Raw genomic sequence first — 16,056 nt, 5'->3', positions numbered from 1 at the left:
CTCGAGCACCCCAGCGGACTCAAGCGGCAGAACTCACGCTCCAGGCCAAGCCGAAGCCAGCAACTTCCGTGTGTCCGCCAGGAGTTGGGGCAGCACCTTCGTGTGCCCGACCACCGGCATGAAGTTGGTGTCGCCGCCCCAGCGCGGCACGATGTGCTGGTGCAGATGGGCCGCGATGCCCGCCCCGGCGACGGCCCCCTGGTTCATGCCGATGTTGAAGCCCTGGGCATTCGAGGCGGTCCGCAGCGCCGTCATGGCCTGCTTGGTGAGCACCGCCAACTCGGCGGTCTCCTCGGCGGTCAGCTCCGGGTAGTCGGCGATGTGCCGGTAGGGCACCACCATCAGATGGCCGCCGTTGTACGGGTAGAGGTTCAGCACCGCGTACACGTGCTCGCCGCGGGTGACGACGAGCCCGTCCTCGTCGGACTTCGCGGGGATGGAGCAGAACGGGCAGCCGTCGCCCGCCTCGGGCCCGGTGGGTTTGTTCTCCCCCTGGATGTACGCCATCCGGTGCGGGGTCCACAGGCGCTGGAACGCGTCCGGCGTCCCCACTCCGATCTGCTGCTCCGGCTCACTGGTCATGGGGTGCAGCATATGGCGTCCGGCGGGGCCGGCGGGGGGCCGGGGGCACATCCGCGAACGGGGCCCGGTACGGCATCGCGCCGTACCGGGCCCCGCCCCGAGCCTCAGACCTGGACGCGGTCCTCGACGACCTTGACCAGCTTCTCGATGGCCTCCTCGATCGGGATGCCGTTCTCCTGCGAGCCGTCGCGGTAGCGGAAGGAGACCGAACCGGCGGCCATGTCCTCGTCGCCCGCGATGACCATGAACGGGAGCTTCTGCTTCTGCGCGTTGCGGATCTTCTTCTGCATCCGGTCCGAGGAGGAGTCCACCTCGACCCGCAGCCCCCGCTTGCGCGCCTTCACCGCGAACTCCTGGAGGTAGGGCACGTGCGCGTCCCCGATCGGGATGCCGAGCGCCTGCACCGGCGCCAGCCAGGCCGGGAAGGCGCCCGCGTAGTGCTCCAGGAGCACCGCGAAGAAGCGCTCGATCGAGCCGAAGAGGGCGCGGTGGATCATCACCGGACGCTGCTTGGAACCGTCCGGCCCGGTGTACTCCAGGTCGAAGCGCTCCGGCAGGTTGAAGTCCAGCTGGATGGTCGACATCTGCCAGGTACGGCCGATGGCGTCCTTCGCCTGCACCGAGATCTTCGGCCCGTAGAAGGCGGCGCCGCCCGGGTCGGGGACCAGCGGCAGGCCCTGCTTCTCGGCCACCTTGCGCAGGGTCTCGGTGGCCTCCTCCCAGACCTCGTCCGAACCGACGAACTTCTCCGGGTCCTTGGTGGACAGCTCCAGGTAGAAGTCGGTCAGTCCGTAGTCGCGCAGCAGGTTCAGGACGAAGGTGAGCGTCGAGTCCAGCTCGTCCGCCATCTGCTCCTTGGTGCAGTAGATGTGCGCGTCGTCCTGGGTGAAGCCGCGGGCCCGGGTGAGGCCGTGCACCACGCCGGACTTCTCGTAGCGGTAGACGGTCCCGAACTCGAAGAGCCGCAGGGGCAGTTCACGGTAGGAACGGCCGCGGGCGTCGAAGATCAGGTTGTGCATCGGGCAGTTCATGGGCTTCAGGTAGTAGTCCACGCCCTCGTCGAGCTGCATGGGCGGGTACATGCCGTCCGCGTACCAGTCGAGGTGGCCCGAGGTCTCGAAGAGCTTCCCCTTGGTGGCGTGCGGGGTGTAGACGAACTCGTACCCCTCCTCCTCGTGGCGGCGCCGCGAGTAGTCCTCCATCACCCGGCGGATGATGCCGCCCTTGGGGTGGAAGACGGCGAGGCCCGAGCCGATCTGGTCCGGGATGGAGAACAGGTCCAGCTCGGAGCCGAGCTTGCGGTGGTCGCGCTTCTCGGCCTCGGCGAGGAACTCCAGATGCGCCTTCAGCTCCTCCTTCGAGGGCCAGGCGGTGCCGTAGATGCGCTGGAGCATCGGGTTCTTCTCGCTGCCGCGCCAGTAGGCACCGGCGTTGCGCATCAGCTTGAAGGCCGGGATGGTGCGGGTGGTGGGCAGGTGCGGGCCGCGGCAGAGGTCCTTCCAGGACAGCTCGCCGGTCTTCGGGTCGAGGTTGTCGTAGATGGTCAGCTCGCCCGAGCCGACCTCCACATCGGCGCCGTCGTCCGAACCGGCGGAGCCCTTGATCCCGATCAGCTCCAGCTTGTACGGCTCCCCGGACAGCTCGGCCCGCGCCTCCTCGTCGCTGACCACGCGCCGCGAGAAGCGCTGGCCGCGCTTCTGGATCTCCTGCATCTTCTTCTCGATGGCCTTGAGATCCTCCGGGGTGAACGGCTTCTCGACGTCGAAGTCGTAGTAGAAGCCGTCCTTGACCGGCGGGCCGATGCCCAGCTTGGCCTCGGGGAAGAGTTCCTGCACCGCCTGGGCCATGACATGCGCGGTGGAGTGCCGCAGGATGTTCAGCCCGTCCTCGGAGGAGATCTCCACGGGCTCGACCTGCTCGCCCTCGCCGACCACGTACGCGAGGTCCTTCAGCTCGCCCGCGACCCGGGCGGCGATCACGGTGCGCTCACCGGCGAAGAGCTCGGCGGCGGTAGTGCCCGTCGTCACCACGCGCTCTTCCCGCTCGGAATCGCGTTGGATGATCACACGGACGTCTGACACCGGTCTCTCCTGACTGAAGGTGGTCGCGCGGCCGACGGAAGAGCGCGCGCAGAGGAATCGTACCGAGCCGGGGGCCGCCGGAGCGAAGCGGCAAAAACGCGCCGGGCACGGCGGCGGCCACCGGCCGGACGACCGCGGCGGACCGAGGCCCGGGAAGCAGAAGACCGGCCCGTCGGCTGACGGACCGGTCTCTTCCGGGTGGGCGATACTGGGTTCGAACCAGTGACCTCTTCGGTGTGAACGAAGCGCTCTCCCACTGAGCTAATCGCCCGGGAACGCACTGAACCATACAGGGGGGCGCGCCCCTGCTCCAAACCGCATTCCCGGTACGGGTCTTGATCGGCCGGTGCGGGTTCTCGATCGCCTGGTACGCGTCTCGATCCGCGGTGCCGGGCACCGGTCCCCGGCACGGACCCCGAGTGCCTCCGGCTCACAGCTTCCACCGACAACCGGCGCCCGCACCTCCCCCGCCTCCTCGCCCGGACCTCGCGCACCGCGGCCACGAAGACCTGCGGGTACGGACACCTGCGGTACGCGCCTCCCGGCCGCCGGTACGGACACCTCCCGGCCGCCGCCTCAGCCGACCTCCGCCCGGCTCGCGAGACGGTCCAGGTGCGCGCGCAGCCCGCGCTGCCCGGCCCGCATCATCAGGGCGTGGTTGGCCAGGAACACGGCCCGCCCCGGCACCGCGAGCCTGCGCATCAGCGGCTTGCGCACCTCGACCTCCTGCTCGTAGACCGCCCTGGTGCCCGCGCCGCCGGGTCCGGTACGCACCGTCCAGCGCGCCCAGCCCTGGAGGTCACCGCTCATCTCGATCTCCAGGACGCCCGAGCCGGGGTCCCGCCTGCGCTCCCGGGCCGTGACGACCAGGTCCACCGGCAGCACCGACCTGAACCGCGCCCGCCCGCTGTGCTCGTCCAACGGCACCACCTCGCGCACCTGCGGCCACCACAGCGGGTAGTTCTCCGCGTCCTCCAGCACGGCACCGACCAGCGCCGGACGGGCGGGCAGGTACCAGACACTGCGAAAGCGGTAGTGACACCAGTTCATGCTCCGAGTGTGCCTGGCGAGGCCTGTGGGCGAGGGGTTGCGGCGTGCGGGGCGTCGGCGCATCCGCGCGTAGGAACCGCGTAGGAACACCGCCCCCGCGCTGCTCCCTCCCGGGCCGGGTACCGGCCGCCCTCCCCTCCCCGGCTGAGTACGAGCTGAGTATCCGCACCCATGCCCCGGCGGGGCCCGGGCCAGCAGACTCGGGCCATGACGAACACGCCGACACCCGCCGAGGAACTCCGGCTCCTCGACCAAGAGCTGCGTCAACTCGACGCGCGCCGGGCTCAGTTGCTGGCCCGCAGAGCCTGGCTGCTCGGCATGCTCGGCGGGGTGCCGCAGGGACCCTGGGGGCAGCCGCAGATCCCGGGCCGCCGCTGGGGCTCCGCACCGCGGGCTCCCGGGGCCGGGTGGAGCGGCGCGGCGCCGCAGGCTCCCGGGTCCGGATGGGGCAGCACGGCACCCCAGGGTTCCGGGGCCGGATGGGGCAGCACCGCGTCGCAGGGTTCCGGCTCCGCGGCCCCGCAGGGCCCGGGGACCGGCTGGGGCACCCCGCAGGCCGGAGGCTTCGCCCCGGGGCGCGCCCACGCCCGCACCCCGGTGCACCCCGCCCACCCGGCGGGCGCGCGGCAGACGGCTCCGGAGGCCTCCGGCCCGCGGGTGCAGAATCTGCTGCTGCTCTTCGGCGGGCTGCTGCTGACCATCGCCGCGCTCGCCTTCACCCTGGTCAGCTGGGGCCACCTCGGCATCGGCGCGCGGGCCGCGGTCCTCGCGGCCGTCACCGCCACCGCCCTCGGCGCCCCGGTGCCGCTGCTCCGCCGCGGCCTGCGCTCCACCGCCGAGGCCCTGTCCGCGCTCGGCCTGGCGCTCACCCTCCTCGACGCCTACGCCCTGCACGCGGTCGCCCTGCCCGACACGGACGGCACCGCCTACGCCGCCGCCTCCCTGACCCTGCTGACCGCCCTGTGGACGGCCTACGGCACGGGCCTCCCGAAGCTGCGCCTCCCGGTCCCGGCGGCGGTCGCCCTGGGCCAGGCACCCCTGCTCCTCCTCGCCGCCCACCTCGACGCGGGCCCTTACCTGTGGTCCTCGGCCCTCCTCCTGACCGCGGCCACCGACCTCCTTCTGGTACGTCGGCCGGGACCGCTGCCGGTGCGCCTGGTGGCCGCGGCCTCCGCGCTCACCGCCTTCGCCGTCGCCGTGGCCCTCGCCGCGGAGCTCTCCGCCGAGGCGCAGGGCGCCGGCCCGTCCCTGGGCTCGGCCGCGCTGCTCGGCTGCGCCGGGGCGCTCGCCCTCACTGCCGCCTGGCGACCGGGGCCGCTGGGGATCTCGGTGCCCTCGGCCGCCACGGGCGGACTGCTCCTGATCGCGGCGGCGGGCGGCGCCCTGCGCACCCTGCTGCCCTCCGACTGGGCGGTGCCCGGCTACCTCCTCTGCGCCCTCACCCTGCTGGCCGCCATCGGCCACCACCACCTCCGGCCGACCGGAACCACCGGAACACCCGCCACGGAGAAGGCCGGTTGGGATCAGCAGAACGCGGCGGCCCCCGCCCAGACACCCGGCACCCCCGCCGAGGAAGCCAACGCTCCGTCCCTTCCGCTCGACGTCCGGCGCGGAGTTCTGGGCGCCGCCGCCGCGGTGGCCGCCCTCATCGGCGCCTGGGCGCTGCCCGCCGCCCTGCACACCTTGGCCGCACCGCTCGACGTACTCGACCAGGTGTGGGGCGGCGCCCGCGGCGACTTGCTCGGCCAGGGCCTGGACGAGCCCCGCCCGCTGCCCGCCCTGCTGGTCCTCGCGCTCCTCGCCGCCTGCGTGCGGTACGCGGGCCGTACGGTCCGCAGCGCGCCGGAGGCCCTGCGCGCGGCCGCCGACCCGGTCGCCACGGTGCTCGCCTGGTCCGCCCTGTACTGCCTGCCCCCGGCGGCGGAACTCCCCTATCCGGCCGTGGTCGCCGGGCAGTCGGCACTCTGCGCGGCCCTCCTGCTGCTCGCCGTACGGACCACCGAGGCAGCCCTCTCCCCCACCGCGCTGGGCCTGGCGCTGACCTCCGCGGGCGGCGCGCTCTGCCTCTCCCTGGGCACCGAGGCCTGGACACTCGGCACCCTGGCCATGCTCACCGCCCTGTTCACCGCGACCGCCCTGTTCACCGCGACCGCCGGCCTCGCCGTCCGGTCCACCGCGGCTTCCGGGGCTGGTGCTGCCGCCGGTGCCCCTGTGGCGGCCGGTAGCGGTGCCGGTACCGATCCCACCGCACCGGGTGCCGGCGCTGGCGCCACGGCAACCGCACCCGGCGCCACCGAAGTCGGTCCCGGTGTCGCCGGTGCCACGCATGCACCCAGCGCCGTACTCGGTGCCAGCGCCGCACCCCACGCCGGTCCCACCGCCCTGGTAGCCGTCCGCGCGGCCCTGCGAGCGGCGGCGGTGGCCGCCGCCCTGGCCTTCGGCACCGGACTCCTCGCGGCCGCGGGTGCCGCCGCCGACTGGCCCGCCGCACGTACCGCCCTGCTGGTCCTGGTGCCGGCCGCGCTCGCCGTGCTCCTCGCCGGGCGGGTGCTGCGGGAGCCCGCGGGGCGCCTCGCCGCCGAGGTGACCGGGGCCGCCGCCGCGGTCCTCGCCCTCGGTCTCGCCGCCGCGGAACCGCCCGTACTGGCGCTGGTCCTCGCCCTCTGCGGTGTCCTCGCCGCCGCCGAGGCGCTGCACGAGGACCGCAGGCGCGCGGCGGGCCTTGTCTCCGCGGTGCTCTTCGTCCTGGCGTCCTGGGTGCGGCTCGGCTCCTGGGAGGTCACGGCGCCGGAGGCCTACACGCTGCCCGCGACCGTGCCCGCACTGCTCCTCGGACTGCTGCGCCGCCGCCGCGACCCAGGGGCCTCCTCCTGGACGGCCTACGGTCCCGGGCTCGCCGCCACCCTGCTGCCCTCGCTGGTGGCGACCTGGCTGGACGGCGACTGGCAGCGCCCGCTGCTGCTCGGTCTCGGGGCCCTCGCCCTCACCCTGGCCGGGGCGCACCGGCGGCTCGCGGCTCCGCTGCTGCTCGGCGGGTCCACCCTGGTCCTGGTCGCCCTGCACGAACTCGCGCCGTTCCTGGTGCAGTTGGCCGACGCGCTGCCGCGCTGGGTGCCGCCCGCGCTGGCCGGGCTGCTACTGCTCGCGGTCGGCGCGACGTACGAACGGCGGCTGCGGGACGCACGCAGGCTCCGCGGCGCCCTGTCCCGGATGCGCTGAGGCCGCCCCCGGCGTCCGGTTCCCTCGGGTCGCCGACGGCCCCGGGGGAACCGGGAGTTGTCCCGGTTCCCTTCGCAGGGGTTCGCACGGGGCGCGAAAAGGAAGGACCGTGGGTGAGTTCAGGCCAAGCGGCGGCGAATTCGGCTCGCCCCGGGCGAATTGCGGTCCGCGGCCGCGCACAAAATCGCGGGGCGTCACCGGAACGGAATACGGGGATTCGCATTCCTCCGCCATGGTCACGGATGAGTCACCGTCAGATTCCGGAAAGGGAACCGGAATCCTCCACTACGGAATGCGGACACGACCGCGGCCCGGAGGCGAAGGCCTCCGGGCCGCGGAACCGGGTGGGCGATACTGGGTTCGAACCAGTGACCTCTTCGGTGTGAACGAAGCGCTCTCCCACTGAGCTAATCGCCCGGGCGCACGGAGAACATTACCGCATGTCAGGTGTGCCCCCGACCACCCGGCGATCACCCGCGGGACCGCCCCGGCCCCCCGCGCCCCGGCAGGTCACTCCTTTATGTTCCAGGGCAGTTCCAGGCCGAAGCGCCACAGGTAGACACCCGCGAGCACGGCGATGATCAGCAGCCCGATCGTCGTGAGGATCATGTTGCGGCGCCGCACCTTGGGGTCGAGCGCGCGCTGCGCCGCCGCGGTGACCTTGCGCTTGGTCCAGCGCAGCACCAGCTGGGCCCAGACGAACTCGGTCGCCCAGATGGCCATGCCGCCGAAGATCACCAGCCAGCCGGGCCCCGGCAGCGGAAGCATGATGATGCCCCCGACGACCACCACGAGACCCACCACGAAGACGCCGACCTGCCAGCTCAGATGCAGGTACCTGCGCGCCTTGACGAAGTCCGGAGCCCGCGAACCGAGCGGTCTCTCCTCCCGCTCCTCCTTGACCACCACCACGCCCTCCGCCATCTCGTCACTCCCCGTATTCATGCCGCCAAACCTACCCGACAGAAACATGTCACCGGAATGGGCCCACAGGCTGAAGAAACACTCCGCCATCCGAGGTACCTAAAGCGACTCAAAACACTCAGAGGGGTTTACAACGGCACCGTAGGTGGCATGTCGATTTCGCCGACGTGCGAATCCCCGAGCGCACACTGAGCGAAAGGCCTTGGCGCTTATGAACACCACGGTCAGCTGCGAGCTGCACCTGCGCCTCGTTGTGTCGAGCGAGTCCTCACTGCCTGTTCCCGCAGGACTGCGGTATGACACGGCCGATCCCTACGCCGTGCACGCCACCTTCCACACCGGAGCCGAGGAGACGGTCGAGTGGGTCTTCGCCCGCGACCTCCTCGCCGAGGGCCTGCACCGGCCCACGGGCACCGGAGACGTCCGCGTATGGCCGTCCCGGAGCCACGGACAGGGCGTTGTCTGCATCGCCCTGAGCTCCCCGGAGGGCGAGGCTCTGCTCGAGGCCCCGGCGCGGGCCCTGGAGTCGTTCCTGAAGCGAACGGACGCCGCGGTGCCACCCGGCACCGAACACCGCCACTTCGATCTCGACACGGAGCTCTCACACATCCTGGCCGAAAGCTGAGGCCGGGCCCCCTGGGAGCCCCCCGGCGCCGTCCACTCGGGGAGACGGCGCGGGCACGGACAAGCGCAGACTGACCGGCGTCGCCGCCGCGGTTCGCCGCGGCGCGCGGCGCCGGTGCGCTGCACGGCCGCGGGCCCCGGTCCGGTCGCGGCCACCCCTGGTAACGGGCGACTCACGCCCCTGGTCGGGTACGAGCCGCTAGCATCGGCGGGCATCCGACCGACCCAGGCCAGGGAGCGACCCGTGCAGATCACCCATGACACCCGGTGCGCGCTGCTGACCGTGGTGGACCTGGTGAACTCCGCTCCCGAGGAGGACGGCCCCGACGCCCTGGGCTCGGTGGCCGACCTCGCCGCGTTCGTCCGCGACCACGACGTGAGCGGTGTCGGCGCGCTCTGTGCCGAGGATCTGGCCGCGGTCCACGCGGTCCGCGGCCGCTTCACCGAGGTGTTCGCCGCCGCCGAGCCCCGGGCGGCTGCCGCCGTCATCAACGAGCTGGTCGCCGCCGCGGGCACCACCCCGCAGCTCACCGACCACGACGGCTACGACTGGCACGTCCACTACTTCGCCCCCGGCGCCTCGGTCGCCGACCACCTCGCCGCCGACTGCGGCATGGCCCTCGCCTTCTTCGTCGTCGCGGGCGAGCAGGAGCGGCTGCGCCGCTGCGAGGCGCCGGACTGCCAGAACGCCTTCGTCGACCTGTCCCGGAACCGCTCCCGCCGATACTGCGACAGCCGCACCTGCGGCAACCGACTGCATGTGGCCGCCTACCGGGCGCGCCGCAAGGAGGCCGCGGGCTGAGCCCCCGGTGACCGCGCGTCACCGGACGCCGGGCGCCGGAGGGCCGCTCTCCGGCACCGGAAGGGCACCTCACAGGAACAGCAGATCGTGCAGCGAGGCCGAGAGCAGCAGGCAGCCGATCACCGCCAGGAAGATCATCAGAGGTGGCTGCGAGAGGGCGAAGAGACAGCCTCGGCGCTCCTGGGTCTCGGCGGGGTATTCGGCCGTGGCCTGGGCCGCGGTCGACGGGGCGGCGGGGGTGCGGGAACTGTCGGGCATCTCGCGATGATCATGACGCAGGGCCGGAGGGCCCCCGCCCCGGGACGCGCAGAAACCAAGGGTCTTCGCCGGATCTTGTGACACGCTTGCCACACTCGGCAGCCCCGCGGGCCCTCCCGCCCCCGCAGCGCCTTCCTCGGCCGCCCCGCTTCACCCGCCGAGCAGGCTGCACACCGTTGCACTCGGCGGACCCGGGACGCCGTACGTCAGGGCCCGTATGCCATGTCCCGTACGCCCGATCCCGTGGACCGGACCCGGGACTTCGCAGTCCCGTGCCTCAGATGCCGTGCTTCTTCAGGATGGCCTCGATGTCGCTGAAGTCCTCCGAGCCGCCCGTCGCGGGCGAGGAGCCCCGGCGAGCGGCGGGCTGCTGTCCCAGGGGCGGGGCCGCGGCGGCCGGTGCCACGGCCCGGTCCTGGGCCGCGCGCGCCGCCTTGCGCTCCTTGCGGGTGCCGCCGCCGCGGCGCTCCACGGCGCGCGTACCGGTGAACAGGAGCCAGGCGCCGCCGAGTACGCCGAAGCCCGCCCAGGCCATCGGGCTGAAGGCGGTGTCCACGGCCCACTCCACGGCGCCGGTCATCACCAGGCCGAGGGGCACCAGGGAGTAGGCGGCGAGCCGGGCGGCCGCGAGGAAGCGCTTGCGGTAGGCGGTGACCCCGGCGATGCCAAGGCCCGCCACGGCTACGGCGGAACACACGGTCTCGGCAAGCATCCGGTCCTCCAGCGGCCTCGGCCGTGCGGGTCACGGCTCTCCCTCCATCCTGCACCCGTTGTCCGTCCGGGGGCCACGGTCCCCCCGCGGGCTCAGGGAGATCTCGGGGTCGCCCCTCCTCCCCTGGGCCGGTCGGCCCCTCGTCCGCAGGTCCGAGTTGGGCGTGCGGGCGGCGGGCTGGAACACTGACGGCATGAGCGACTCCACTCCGGCCGGTTCCGCGGCGCTTCCCCTGCTCGACGTCTGGTGCGAGCTGCAGTGTCCGGACTGCCGGACCGCCCTCGCCGACCTGCGCGCGCTGCGGGAGCGCTACGGCGACAAGCTGGAGCTGCGGCTGCGCCACTTCCCCCTGGAGCGGCACAAGTACGCCTTCGCCGCGGCCCAGGCGGCGGAGGAGGCGGCGATGCAGGGCCAGGCCTGGACCTATGTCGAGGCGGTCCTGGAGCGGGTGGAGGAGCTGGAGGCCCAGGGCGAGCCCTTCCTCGTCCAGGTGGCCCGCGAACTCGGCCTGAACGCCGAGGAGTTCGACACCGCGCTGATCGACGGGCGGCACATCCTGATGGTCGACTCCGACCACGCCGAGGGCAAGGCGATCGGCATCACCGGCACCCCGACGTACGTCATCGGGGGCGAACGCCTCGACGGCGGCACGAGCCAGGAGGGGCTGCGCGAGCGGATCGAGGAGATCGCCGACCGCCTGCTCGCCGACGCCAAGGACTGAGCCGCCCCTACCGCAGGGATTTCTCCAGCGGCCCCGAGCCGTCCGTCCCCGTCGCCTCCGGGTCGCCGCCCGGCAGATAGCCCAGGGCGCGCGCGAGCCGCAGGCCGGGGGTGGCGTCGCCGGGCAGGGTCACCGTGATGGCGCCGCAGCCCCAGTCGCGGGCGATCTCCTCGGCGGCGAGCGCGGCCACCGTGCCCCGGCCCCGGTGCCGGTCGGCCTCCTGGATCCGCAGTTCCCGCACCTGGGCCACGCCGGGGCCGCGTTCCGGGTCGGTGGCGAGGTGGACCAGACCGACGGGCCGCCCGTTGACACACACCTGGTAGCGGCGGGACAGCGCGCCGCCCTCGCCTCGCTGGAGCGGCTCCACCGGCCGCAGCGTGGTCGTCATGCCGGGGTGTCTACCCTGCTCCGCGGGTCCGGTACGCCTCCGGGCCGGACGGCCTCGTAGCCGGACTCGGGATCGAGGTCCTGCCCGGCTCAGGGGTCGAGGTCCTGCCCGGCTCAGGGGTCGAGGTCCTGCCCGGCTCAGGGGTCGAGGTCCTGCCCGGCGCGCTCCGCGAAGACACGCATCGCCTTGGCGGTGGCGGGGCCGGGAGCGGCCTCGATCCGGCGGCCGTCCACCCGGTGCACCGCCTGCACATCGCGCAGGGTCGAGGTGAGGAAGACCTCCTCGGCGCGCTCCAGGGCGTCGAGCGGGAGGTCGGTCTCCTTGGCGCCGGTCCACTCCAGGGTGAGGGCCCGGGTGATCCCGGCGAGGCAGCCGGAGGCGAGCGGCGGGGTGTGGATCTCCCCGTCGAGCACCACGAAGACATTGGATCCGGTGCCCTCGCACAGCCGTCCCGCCGTATTGGCGAACAGCGCCTCGGAGGCCTCCTGCTCGTGGGCCCGGGACAGGGCGAGGACGTTCTCCGCGTACGAGGTGGTCTTCAGGCCGGTGACCGCGCCGTGCTCGTTGCGCCGCCAGGGGACGGTCACGACGGCGGTGGAGTCGGGGCGCCGGGTGGTCTCGGAGAGGGCGACGAGCAGGGTCGGGCCGGTGTCGCCGCGCTCGGAGCCGAGCGGCGAGACGCCTCCCGTGTAGGTGACGCGGATCCGGCCGAGCGGCACCGGCTGGTCCGCGAGGACCGCCTCGACGGCGCGGCGGACCTCGGCCCGGTCCGGTTCCGGCAGGCCGAGGCCGAGGGCCGAGCGGACCAGCCGCTCCACATGCCGGGTCAGGGCGAAGGGGCGGCCCGCGAGGGCCTTGACGGTCTCGAACACCCCGTCCCCCACGGTCAGTCCGTGGTCGAACACGGAGACCCGCGCGGACTCGGCGTCCCGCAGGGCTCCGTTCAGCCAGATCTTCACGCCGCTGATCCTCCACTTGGCTCGTAGGTCCCCGACGCTACCGCGAGCAGCCGGGAGGCTTTCAGTTCGGTCTCGCGCCACTCGCGTTCCGGATCGGAGCCCCAGGTGATCCCGGCGCCGGTGCCGAAGCACAGCCGGGCGGTGTTCCGGTCGGCCCGGAAGGTGCGGATCCCGACGGCCAGCTCGCCGCGGCGCCGGTCCGCGTCGACCCAGCCGATCCCGCCGCAGTAGGGCCCGCGCGGCACCGGCTCCAGCGCGCGGATCAGGCGCAGCGCACGGGACTTGGGGGCGCCGCTGACCGAGCCGGGCGGGAAGGCCGCGGCGAGCAGTTCCGGCCAGCCCGCCCCGGCGCACAGCTGCCCGCGGACGGTGGAGACCAGGTGGACGAGGCCGGGATGGCGCTGCACCGCGCAGAGTTCGGGCACGGTGACCGAGCCGGGCTCGCAGACCCGGCCGAGGTCGTTGCGCACCAGGTCGACGATCATCACGTTCTCGGCGCGGTCCTTGGCGGTGAGCGCGGACGCGGTGCGCCCGGTGCCCTTGATCGGCCCGGAGGCGACCTCCCGGCCGCTCCGGCGCAGGAAGAGCTCCGGCGAGGCGCAGGCGACCTCCACCCCGTGCGCGGGCAGCCGGATCAGGCAGGCGTACGGGGCCGGGTTGCCGCGGTCGAGCAGGGCGGCGAGGCCGCCGAGGTCGGCCTCCGGCGGGAGCGGTGCGGTGAGCAGTCGGCAGAGGTTGACCTGGTAGACCTCGCCCGCGGCGATCCGGTCCCGGATGGTGCGCACACCCTCCGTATAGGACCGGTGGCCGAGGGAGGTGTCCCAGGCCTCGGGGGCCGGTCCCGGCCAGGCTCCGGGGCGGGCCGGCGGGGCCGCCTGCTCGCGGACCGCGGCGAAGCGGGCGCAGACCAGGCCGCCCTCGAAGTCCTGGCAGACGGCCCAGAAGCCGGTCGAGTCCAGGGCCGCGGGGTCGTCGGTGACGTCGAGGAGCCCCTCGGCCAGACGGCTCCCGAAGCGGGCATTGGCGGACATATGGCGCACACTCGTGAGTCTAGGCCGGGTGACCTGCGGGTGCCCTGGAGCGGTCACAGCGCAGCACGCTGCGTAAACGCGTTTTTGTGCTGGCCGTGGAATCCGCTAGAGTTCACTTCGTCGCCGGGCCGCGCGAGCGGGCCGAAACGACAGGCGGACGTGGCTCAGTTGGTAGAGCATCACCTTGCCAAGGTGAGGGTCGCGAGTTCGAATCTCGTCGTCCGCTCGACGTGGGGGATCTTCCCGAACCCCCGCTCACTCCTGGTGGAGTGGCCGAGAGGCGAGGCAACGGCCTGCAAAGCCGTCTACACGGGTTCAAATCCCGTCTCCACCTCCAAGGACGATTAGCTCAGCGGGAGAGCGCTTCCCTGACACGGAAGAGGTCACTGGTTCAATCCCAGTATCGTCCACTCGAACCACTGGCAGCAGAGGTTCAGTCCCGCGCGATTAGCTCAGCGGGAGAGCGCTTCCCTGACACGGAAGAGGTCACTGGTTCAATCCCAGTATCGCGCACGCAGTCACCGCGGCCCCGGCCGTGGTCCCCGAGGACGATTAGCTCAGCGGGAGAGCGCTTCCCTGACACGGAAGAGGTCACTGGTTCAATCCCAGTATCGTCCACCAGCTGCAGAGGCGGTCCGGTCGCACGGTGTGCGGGCGGGCCGCCTTCTCGTTTCTCCCCCGCCGCGGCACGACACGGCGAAGTCCCGGACCGCTCAAGGGAGTCCGGGACTTCGCGGGTGCGGGCGCGCGGGCGCACCCGGCGCCTGGCTCAGGAGGAGAAGAGCATGTGCCCGAAGCCCTTGTGCCGGTGGTGTCCGTACTGCCCGTGGTGGCCCTGCGGGGCGCCCCAGGCGGGGGCGGGGGCGGCCGGGTAGGCCTGCGGGGCGGCGGGCGGGGGCGGCGGTGCGGGCTGCGACCACTGCGACTCCAGGCGGGTCAGGGACTCCAGCTCGCCGTAGTCGAGGAAGATCCCGCGGCAACCGCTGCACTGCTCGATCTGCACGCCGTTGCGGTTGTAGGTGTGCATCGGGGCATGGCACTTGGGACACTGCATGCTCGGCTCAACTCCTCGCCGGTGGGTACGGCTTGGCCGGGGACCGCCCGGCTCCGGTGCAGGGAACCCTACTTCGTCGGGTTCGCCGCCGGGCGCCCGGTTCGGCGGTCAGGCGGTGGCGGTGGAGCGCTCGTCCTCGGCCCCGGCCGGTGCCGCTCCGAGGCCGGGGGTGGACTGGCGCACCGCGGGGATGGCGGCGGCGATCGCGGCGGAGAGCAGCGCCACCCCGCAGCCGATCACCAGGCCGGTGCGGAACCCGCTCTCCGAGGTGAAGGTCCGGGCACCCGTACCGGTGGTCAGCTGCGCGAGGACCACGCCCATCACGGCGGCGCCGACCGAGGTGCCGAGCGAGCGCATCAGGGTGTTGAAGCCGTTGGCCACCGCCGTCTCGGAGAGGGCGACCGAGCCCATGATCAGGGCGGGCATCGCACCGTAGGCGAGACCGACGCCGCTGTTGATCACCATCAGGGCCAGCATGATGCCCCAGGCGGAGCCCATCAGGGCCAGGGAGAGGGCGTAGCCCGCGGCGATGACCAGTGCCCCGCTGAGCAGGGTGAGCTTCGGGCCGCGGGCGTTGGTCAGCTTTCCGCCGAGCGGGGAGACCACCATCATCATGAGGCCGCCGGGTGCCATCCACAGACCGGCCGCCAGCATCGACTGCCCGAGGCCGTAGCCGGTCGCCTCCGGGAACTGCAGCAGCTGGGGCATCACCAGCATCCCCGCGTACATCGCGAAGCCGACGAAGACCGAGGCGATATTGGTCAGCAGGACCCTGGGCCGGGCCGTGGTGCGCAGGTCGATCAGCGGGTCGGTGGTCCGGATCTCCCAGCTCCCCCAGGCGAGCAGGAGCACGGCGGAGGCGGCGAACAGGCCGAGGGTGGTCCCCGAACCCCAGCCCCAGTCGGCGCCCTTGGAGACCGCGAGCAGGAGGCAGACCAGACCCGCGCCGAGGCCGAGGGCACCGGGGACGTCGAAGCGCTGGCCCCGGGCGCCGGGCGGCACGTCCGGGATCAGGAACCAGATCAGGGCCGCGATCACCGCGGCCAGGGCGGCGGAACCCCAGAAGAGCACCCGCCAGTTCGCGTACTGGGCGACGGCGGCGGACAGCGGCAGGCCGAGCCCGCCGCCGATCCCCATGGAGGCGCTGACCAGCGCGATCGAGGGGCTGAGCTTCTCCTTGGGGACCACATCGCGCAGCAGGGCGATGCCCAGCGGGACCACGCCCATGCCCATGCCCTGGAGCCCGCGTCCGACGATCATCGGGACGATCGAGGAGGAGAGCGCGCAGATCACCGAACCGGCGAACAGCGGTACGGAGCAGGCAAGGAGCATCCGGCGCTTGCCGAGCAGATCGCCGAGGCGGCCGACGACGGGGACGCACACGGCGGCCACGAGCAGGGTCGCGGTGATCACCCAGGCGGAGTTGGCCGGCGTGGTGTGCAGCAGCACCGGAAGGTCCGCGAGGAGCGGGGTGACGAGGGTCTGCATGATCGCCGCGGTGGTGCCGGCGAAGGCGAGGGTGAGGATGATCGGGCGGGAGTGCGCGGCGGTGTGCGGCGGAAGGTGGGGCGCGGGGTGGAGCGGAGGATGGGGGGCGTCCGGCATGGGGCACTCCTCGACGGGGACCAGTGGATATGCACCATACACATGG

15 protein-coding genes and 7 tRNA genes are annotated in these 16,056 nt (G+C 72.9%); 9 read left to right on the top strand and 13 right to left on the bottom strand.

Annotated features, from left to right (window positions below; translation table 11 throughout):
- Nucleotides 1-33 precede the first annotated feature (33 nt).
- The 4 genes from MID12_RS28925 to MID12_RS28910 form a co-directional block, all read right to left on the bottom strand.
- Nucleotides 34-582 carry an HIT family protein gene (locus MID12_RS28925; protein ID WP_107071553.1) on the bottom strand — a complete coding sequence of 183 codons (549 nt, stop codon included), beginning with the start codon at nucleotides 580-582 and terminating at the stop codon, nucleotides 34-36.
- Nucleotides 583-686: 104 nt separating this feature from the next.
- Nucleotides 687-2,663: a threonine--tRNA ligase gene (gene thrS / locus MID12_RS28920; RefSeq protein ID WP_263171907.1), complete on the bottom strand. Its 1,977-nt coding sequence runs from the start codon at nucleotides 2,661-2,663 to the stop codon at nucleotides 687-689.
- Between the two features lie 199 nt (nucleotides 2,664-2,862).
- Nucleotides 2,863-2,934: transfer RNA gene (locus MID12_RS28915), tRNA-Val, on the bottom strand.
- A gap of 305 nt (nucleotides 2,935-3,239) precedes the next feature.
- Nucleotides 3,240-3,713, bottom strand: coding sequence for an SRPBCC family protein (locus MID12_RS28910; protein ID WP_040255061.1), 474 nt, complete (start codon nucleotides 3,711-3,713; stop codon nucleotides 3,240-3,242).
- A gap of 207 nt (nucleotides 3,714-3,920) precedes the next feature.
- On the opposite strand from MID12_RS28910, the gene MID12_RS28905 reads away from it, so the two are divergent.
- Nucleotides 3,921-6,932: an SCO7613 C-terminal domain-containing membrane protein gene (locus MID12_RS28905; RefSeq protein ID WP_263171903.1), complete on the top strand. Its 3,012-nt coding sequence runs from the start codon at nucleotides 3,921-3,923 to the stop codon at nucleotides 6,930-6,932.
- A gap of 345 nt (nucleotides 6,933-7,277) precedes the next feature.
- Here MID12_RS28905 and MID12_RS28900 read toward each other — a convergent pair.
- A tRNA-Val gene (locus tag MID12_RS28900) sits at nucleotides 7,278-7,349 on the bottom strand.
- A gap of 93 nt (nucleotides 7,350-7,442) precedes the next feature.
- Nucleotides 7,443-7,877: a TIGR02611 family protein gene (locus MID12_RS28895; RefSeq protein ID WP_263171902.1), complete on the bottom strand. Its 435-nt coding sequence runs from the start codon at nucleotides 7,875-7,877 to the stop codon at nucleotides 7,443-7,445.
- A gap of 190 nt (nucleotides 7,878-8,067) precedes the next feature.
- Between MID12_RS28895 and MID12_RS28890 the strand changes: the two genes are divergently transcribed.
- Complete coding sequence (locus MID12_RS28890) at nucleotides 8,068-8,481, top strand: SsgA family sporulation/cell division regulator (RefSeq protein WP_003959770.1); 414 nt, start codon at nucleotides 8,068-8,070, stop codon at nucleotides 8,479-8,481.
- Between the two features lie 243 nt (nucleotides 8,482-8,724).
- Complete coding sequence (locus tag MID12_RS28885; protein ID WP_040255058.1) at nucleotides 8,725-9,282, top strand: CGNR zinc finger domain-containing protein; 558 nt, start codon at nucleotides 8,725-8,727, stop codon at nucleotides 9,280-9,282.
- A 69-nt stretch (nucleotides 9,283-9,351) separates the two neighbouring features.
- On the opposite strand, the gene MID12_RS28880 is transcribed toward MID12_RS28885, so the two are convergent.
- Both MID12_RS28880 and MID12_RS28875 read right to left on the bottom strand, forming a co-directional pair.
- The gene (locus MID12_RS28880) at nucleotides 9,352-9,540 is read right to left on the bottom strand and encodes a hypothetical protein (protein ID WP_040255057.1); all 189 of its coding nucleotides are present in this window, start codon (nucleotides 9,538-9,540) and stop codon (nucleotides 9,352-9,354) included.
- Between the two features lie 277 nt (nucleotides 9,541-9,817).
- The gene (locus MID12_RS28875) at nucleotides 9,818-10,252 is read right to left on the bottom strand and encodes a hypothetical protein (RefSeq protein ID WP_040255056.1); all 435 of its coding nucleotides are present in this window, start codon (nucleotides 10,250-10,252) and stop codon (nucleotides 9,818-9,820) included.
- A gap of 193 nt (nucleotides 10,253-10,445) precedes the next feature.
- Between MID12_RS28875 and MID12_RS28870 the strand changes: the two genes are divergently transcribed.
- Nucleotides 10,446-10,973 carry a DsbA family protein gene (locus tag MID12_RS28870; RefSeq protein WP_040255055.1) on the top strand — a complete coding sequence of 176 codons (528 nt, stop codon included), beginning with the start codon at nucleotides 10,446-10,448 and terminating at the stop codon, nucleotides 10,971-10,973.
- A gap of 7 nt (nucleotides 10,974-10,980) precedes the next feature.
- Here the strand turns inward: MID12_RS28870 and MID12_RS28865 are convergent, their stop codons facing one another.
- The 3 genes from MID12_RS28865 to MID12_RS28855 all read right to left on the bottom strand — a co-directional run bounded on the left by MID12_RS28865 (nucleotide 10,981) and on the right by MID12_RS28855 (nucleotide 13,351).
- Nucleotides 10,981-11,361, bottom strand: a complete 381-nt coding sequence (locus MID12_RS28865) for a GNAT family N-acetyltransferase (protein WP_411577016.1) — start codon at nucleotides 11,359-11,361, stop codon at nucleotides 10,981-10,983.
- A gap of 137 nt (nucleotides 11,362-11,498) precedes the next feature.
- Nucleotides 11,499-12,320, bottom strand: a complete 822-nt coding sequence (locus MID12_RS28860; protein WP_040255054.1) for an aminotransferase class IV — start codon at nucleotides 12,318-12,320, stop codon at nucleotides 11,499-11,501.
- Entirely contained in the window at nucleotides 12,317-13,351 is a 1,035-nt protein-coding gene (locus MID12_RS28855; RefSeq protein ID WP_263173514.1) for a chorismate-binding protein, read from the bottom strand. Before MID12_RS28855 ends, MID12_RS28860 begins: the two co-directional genes overlap by 4 nt.
- Before the next feature lie 153 nt (nucleotides 13,352-13,504).
- On the opposite strand from MID12_RS28855, the gene MID12_RS28850 reads away from it, so the two are divergent.
- The 5 genes from MID12_RS28850 to MID12_RS28830 all read left to right on the top strand — a co-directional run bounded on the left by MID12_RS28850 (nucleotide 13,505) and on the right by MID12_RS28830 (nucleotide 13,972).
- Nucleotides 13,505-13,577 (top strand) — tRNA-Gly (locus MID12_RS28850).
- Nucleotides 13,578-13,614: 37 nt separating this feature from the next.
- A tRNA-Cys gene (locus MID12_RS28845) sits at nucleotides 13,615-13,688 on the top strand.
- Between the two features lies 1 nt (nucleotide 13,689).
- Nucleotides 13,690-13,761 (top strand) — tRNA-Val (locus MID12_RS28840).
- A 31-nt stretch (nucleotides 13,762-13,792) separates the two neighbouring features.
- Nucleotides 13,793-13,864 (top strand) — tRNA-Val (locus MID12_RS28835).
- Nucleotides 13,865-13,897: 33 nt separating this feature from the next.
- Nucleotides 13,898-13,972 (top strand) — tRNA-Val (locus MID12_RS28830).
- Between the two features lie 148 nt (nucleotides 13,973-14,120).
- Here MID12_RS28830 and MID12_RS28825 read toward each other — a convergent pair.
- Nucleotides 14,121-14,405 (bottom strand): zf-TFIIB domain-containing protein, encoded by a 285-nt coding sequence (locus MID12_RS28825; RefSeq protein ID WP_070083150.1) that lies wholly within the window; start codon nucleotides 14,403-14,405, stop codon nucleotides 14,121-14,123.
- Nucleotides 14,406-14,513: 108 nt separating this feature from the next.
- The gene (locus MID12_RS28820) at nucleotides 14,514-16,010 is read right to left on the bottom strand and encodes an MFS transporter (RefSeq protein WP_078845285.1); all 1,497 of its coding nucleotides are present in this window, start codon (nucleotides 16,008-16,010) and stop codon (nucleotides 14,514-14,516) included.
- Nucleotides 16,011-16,056: the final 46 nt, after the last annotated feature.

Source organism: Streptomyces sp. SCSIO ZS0520, from assembly GCF_025643355.1.
Classification (GTDB): Bacteria; Actinomycetota; Actinomycetes; order Streptomycetales; family Streptomycetaceae; genus Streptomyces; species Streptomyces physcomitrii.
The sequence above is the reverse complement of the archived record's forward strand: the minus strand, read 5'-3'. Positions and strand labels throughout refer to the sequence as shown.

Coding starts and splice junctions, on each gene's coding strand:
- MID12_RS28925 (WP_107071553.1), bottom strand. CDS start 582: ATGACCAGTGAGCCGGAGCAGCAGATCGGAGTGGGGACGCCGGACGCG.
- MID12_RS28910 (WP_040255061.1), bottom strand. CDS start 3,713: ATGAACTGGTGTCACTACCGCTTTCGCAGTGTCTGGTACCTGCCCGCC.
- MID12_RS28905 (WP_263171903.1), top strand. CDS start 3,921: ATGACGAACACGCCGACACCCGCCGAGGAACTCCGGCTCCTCGACCAA.
- MID12_RS28895 (WP_263171902.1), bottom strand. CDS start 7,877: ATGAATACGGGGAGTGACGAGATGGCGGAGGGCGTGGTGGTGGTCAAG.
- MID12_RS28890 (WP_003959770.1), top strand. CDS start 8,068: ATGAACACCACGGTCAGCTGCGAGCTGCACCTGCGCCTCGTTGTGTCG.
- MID12_RS28880 (WP_040255057.1), bottom strand. CDS start 9,540: ATGCCCGACAGTTCCCGCACCCCCGCCGCCCCGTCGACCGCGGCCCAG.
- MID12_RS28875 (WP_040255056.1), bottom strand. CDS start 10,252: ATGCTTGCCGAGACCGTGTGTTCCGCCGTAGCCGTGGCGGGCCTTGGC.
- MID12_RS28870 (WP_040255055.1), top strand. CDS start 10,446: ATGAGCGACTCCACTCCGGCCGGTTCCGCGGCGCTTCCCCTGCTCGAC.
- MID12_RS28865 (WP_411577016.1), bottom strand. CDS start 11,361: ATGACGACCACGCTGCGGCCGGTGGAGCCGCTCCAGCGAGGCGAGGGC.
- MID12_RS28855 (WP_263173514.1), bottom strand. CDS start 13,351: ATGTCCGCCAATGCCCGCTTCGGGAGCCGTCTGGCCGAGGGGCTCCTC.
- MID12_RS28825 (WP_070083150.1), bottom strand. CDS start 14,405: ATGCAGTGTCCCAAGTGCCATGCCCCGATGCACACCTACAACCGCAAC.
- MID12_RS28820 (WP_078845285.1), bottom strand. CDS start 16,010: ATGCCGGACGCCCCCCATCCTCCGCTCCACCCCGCGCCCCACCTTCCG.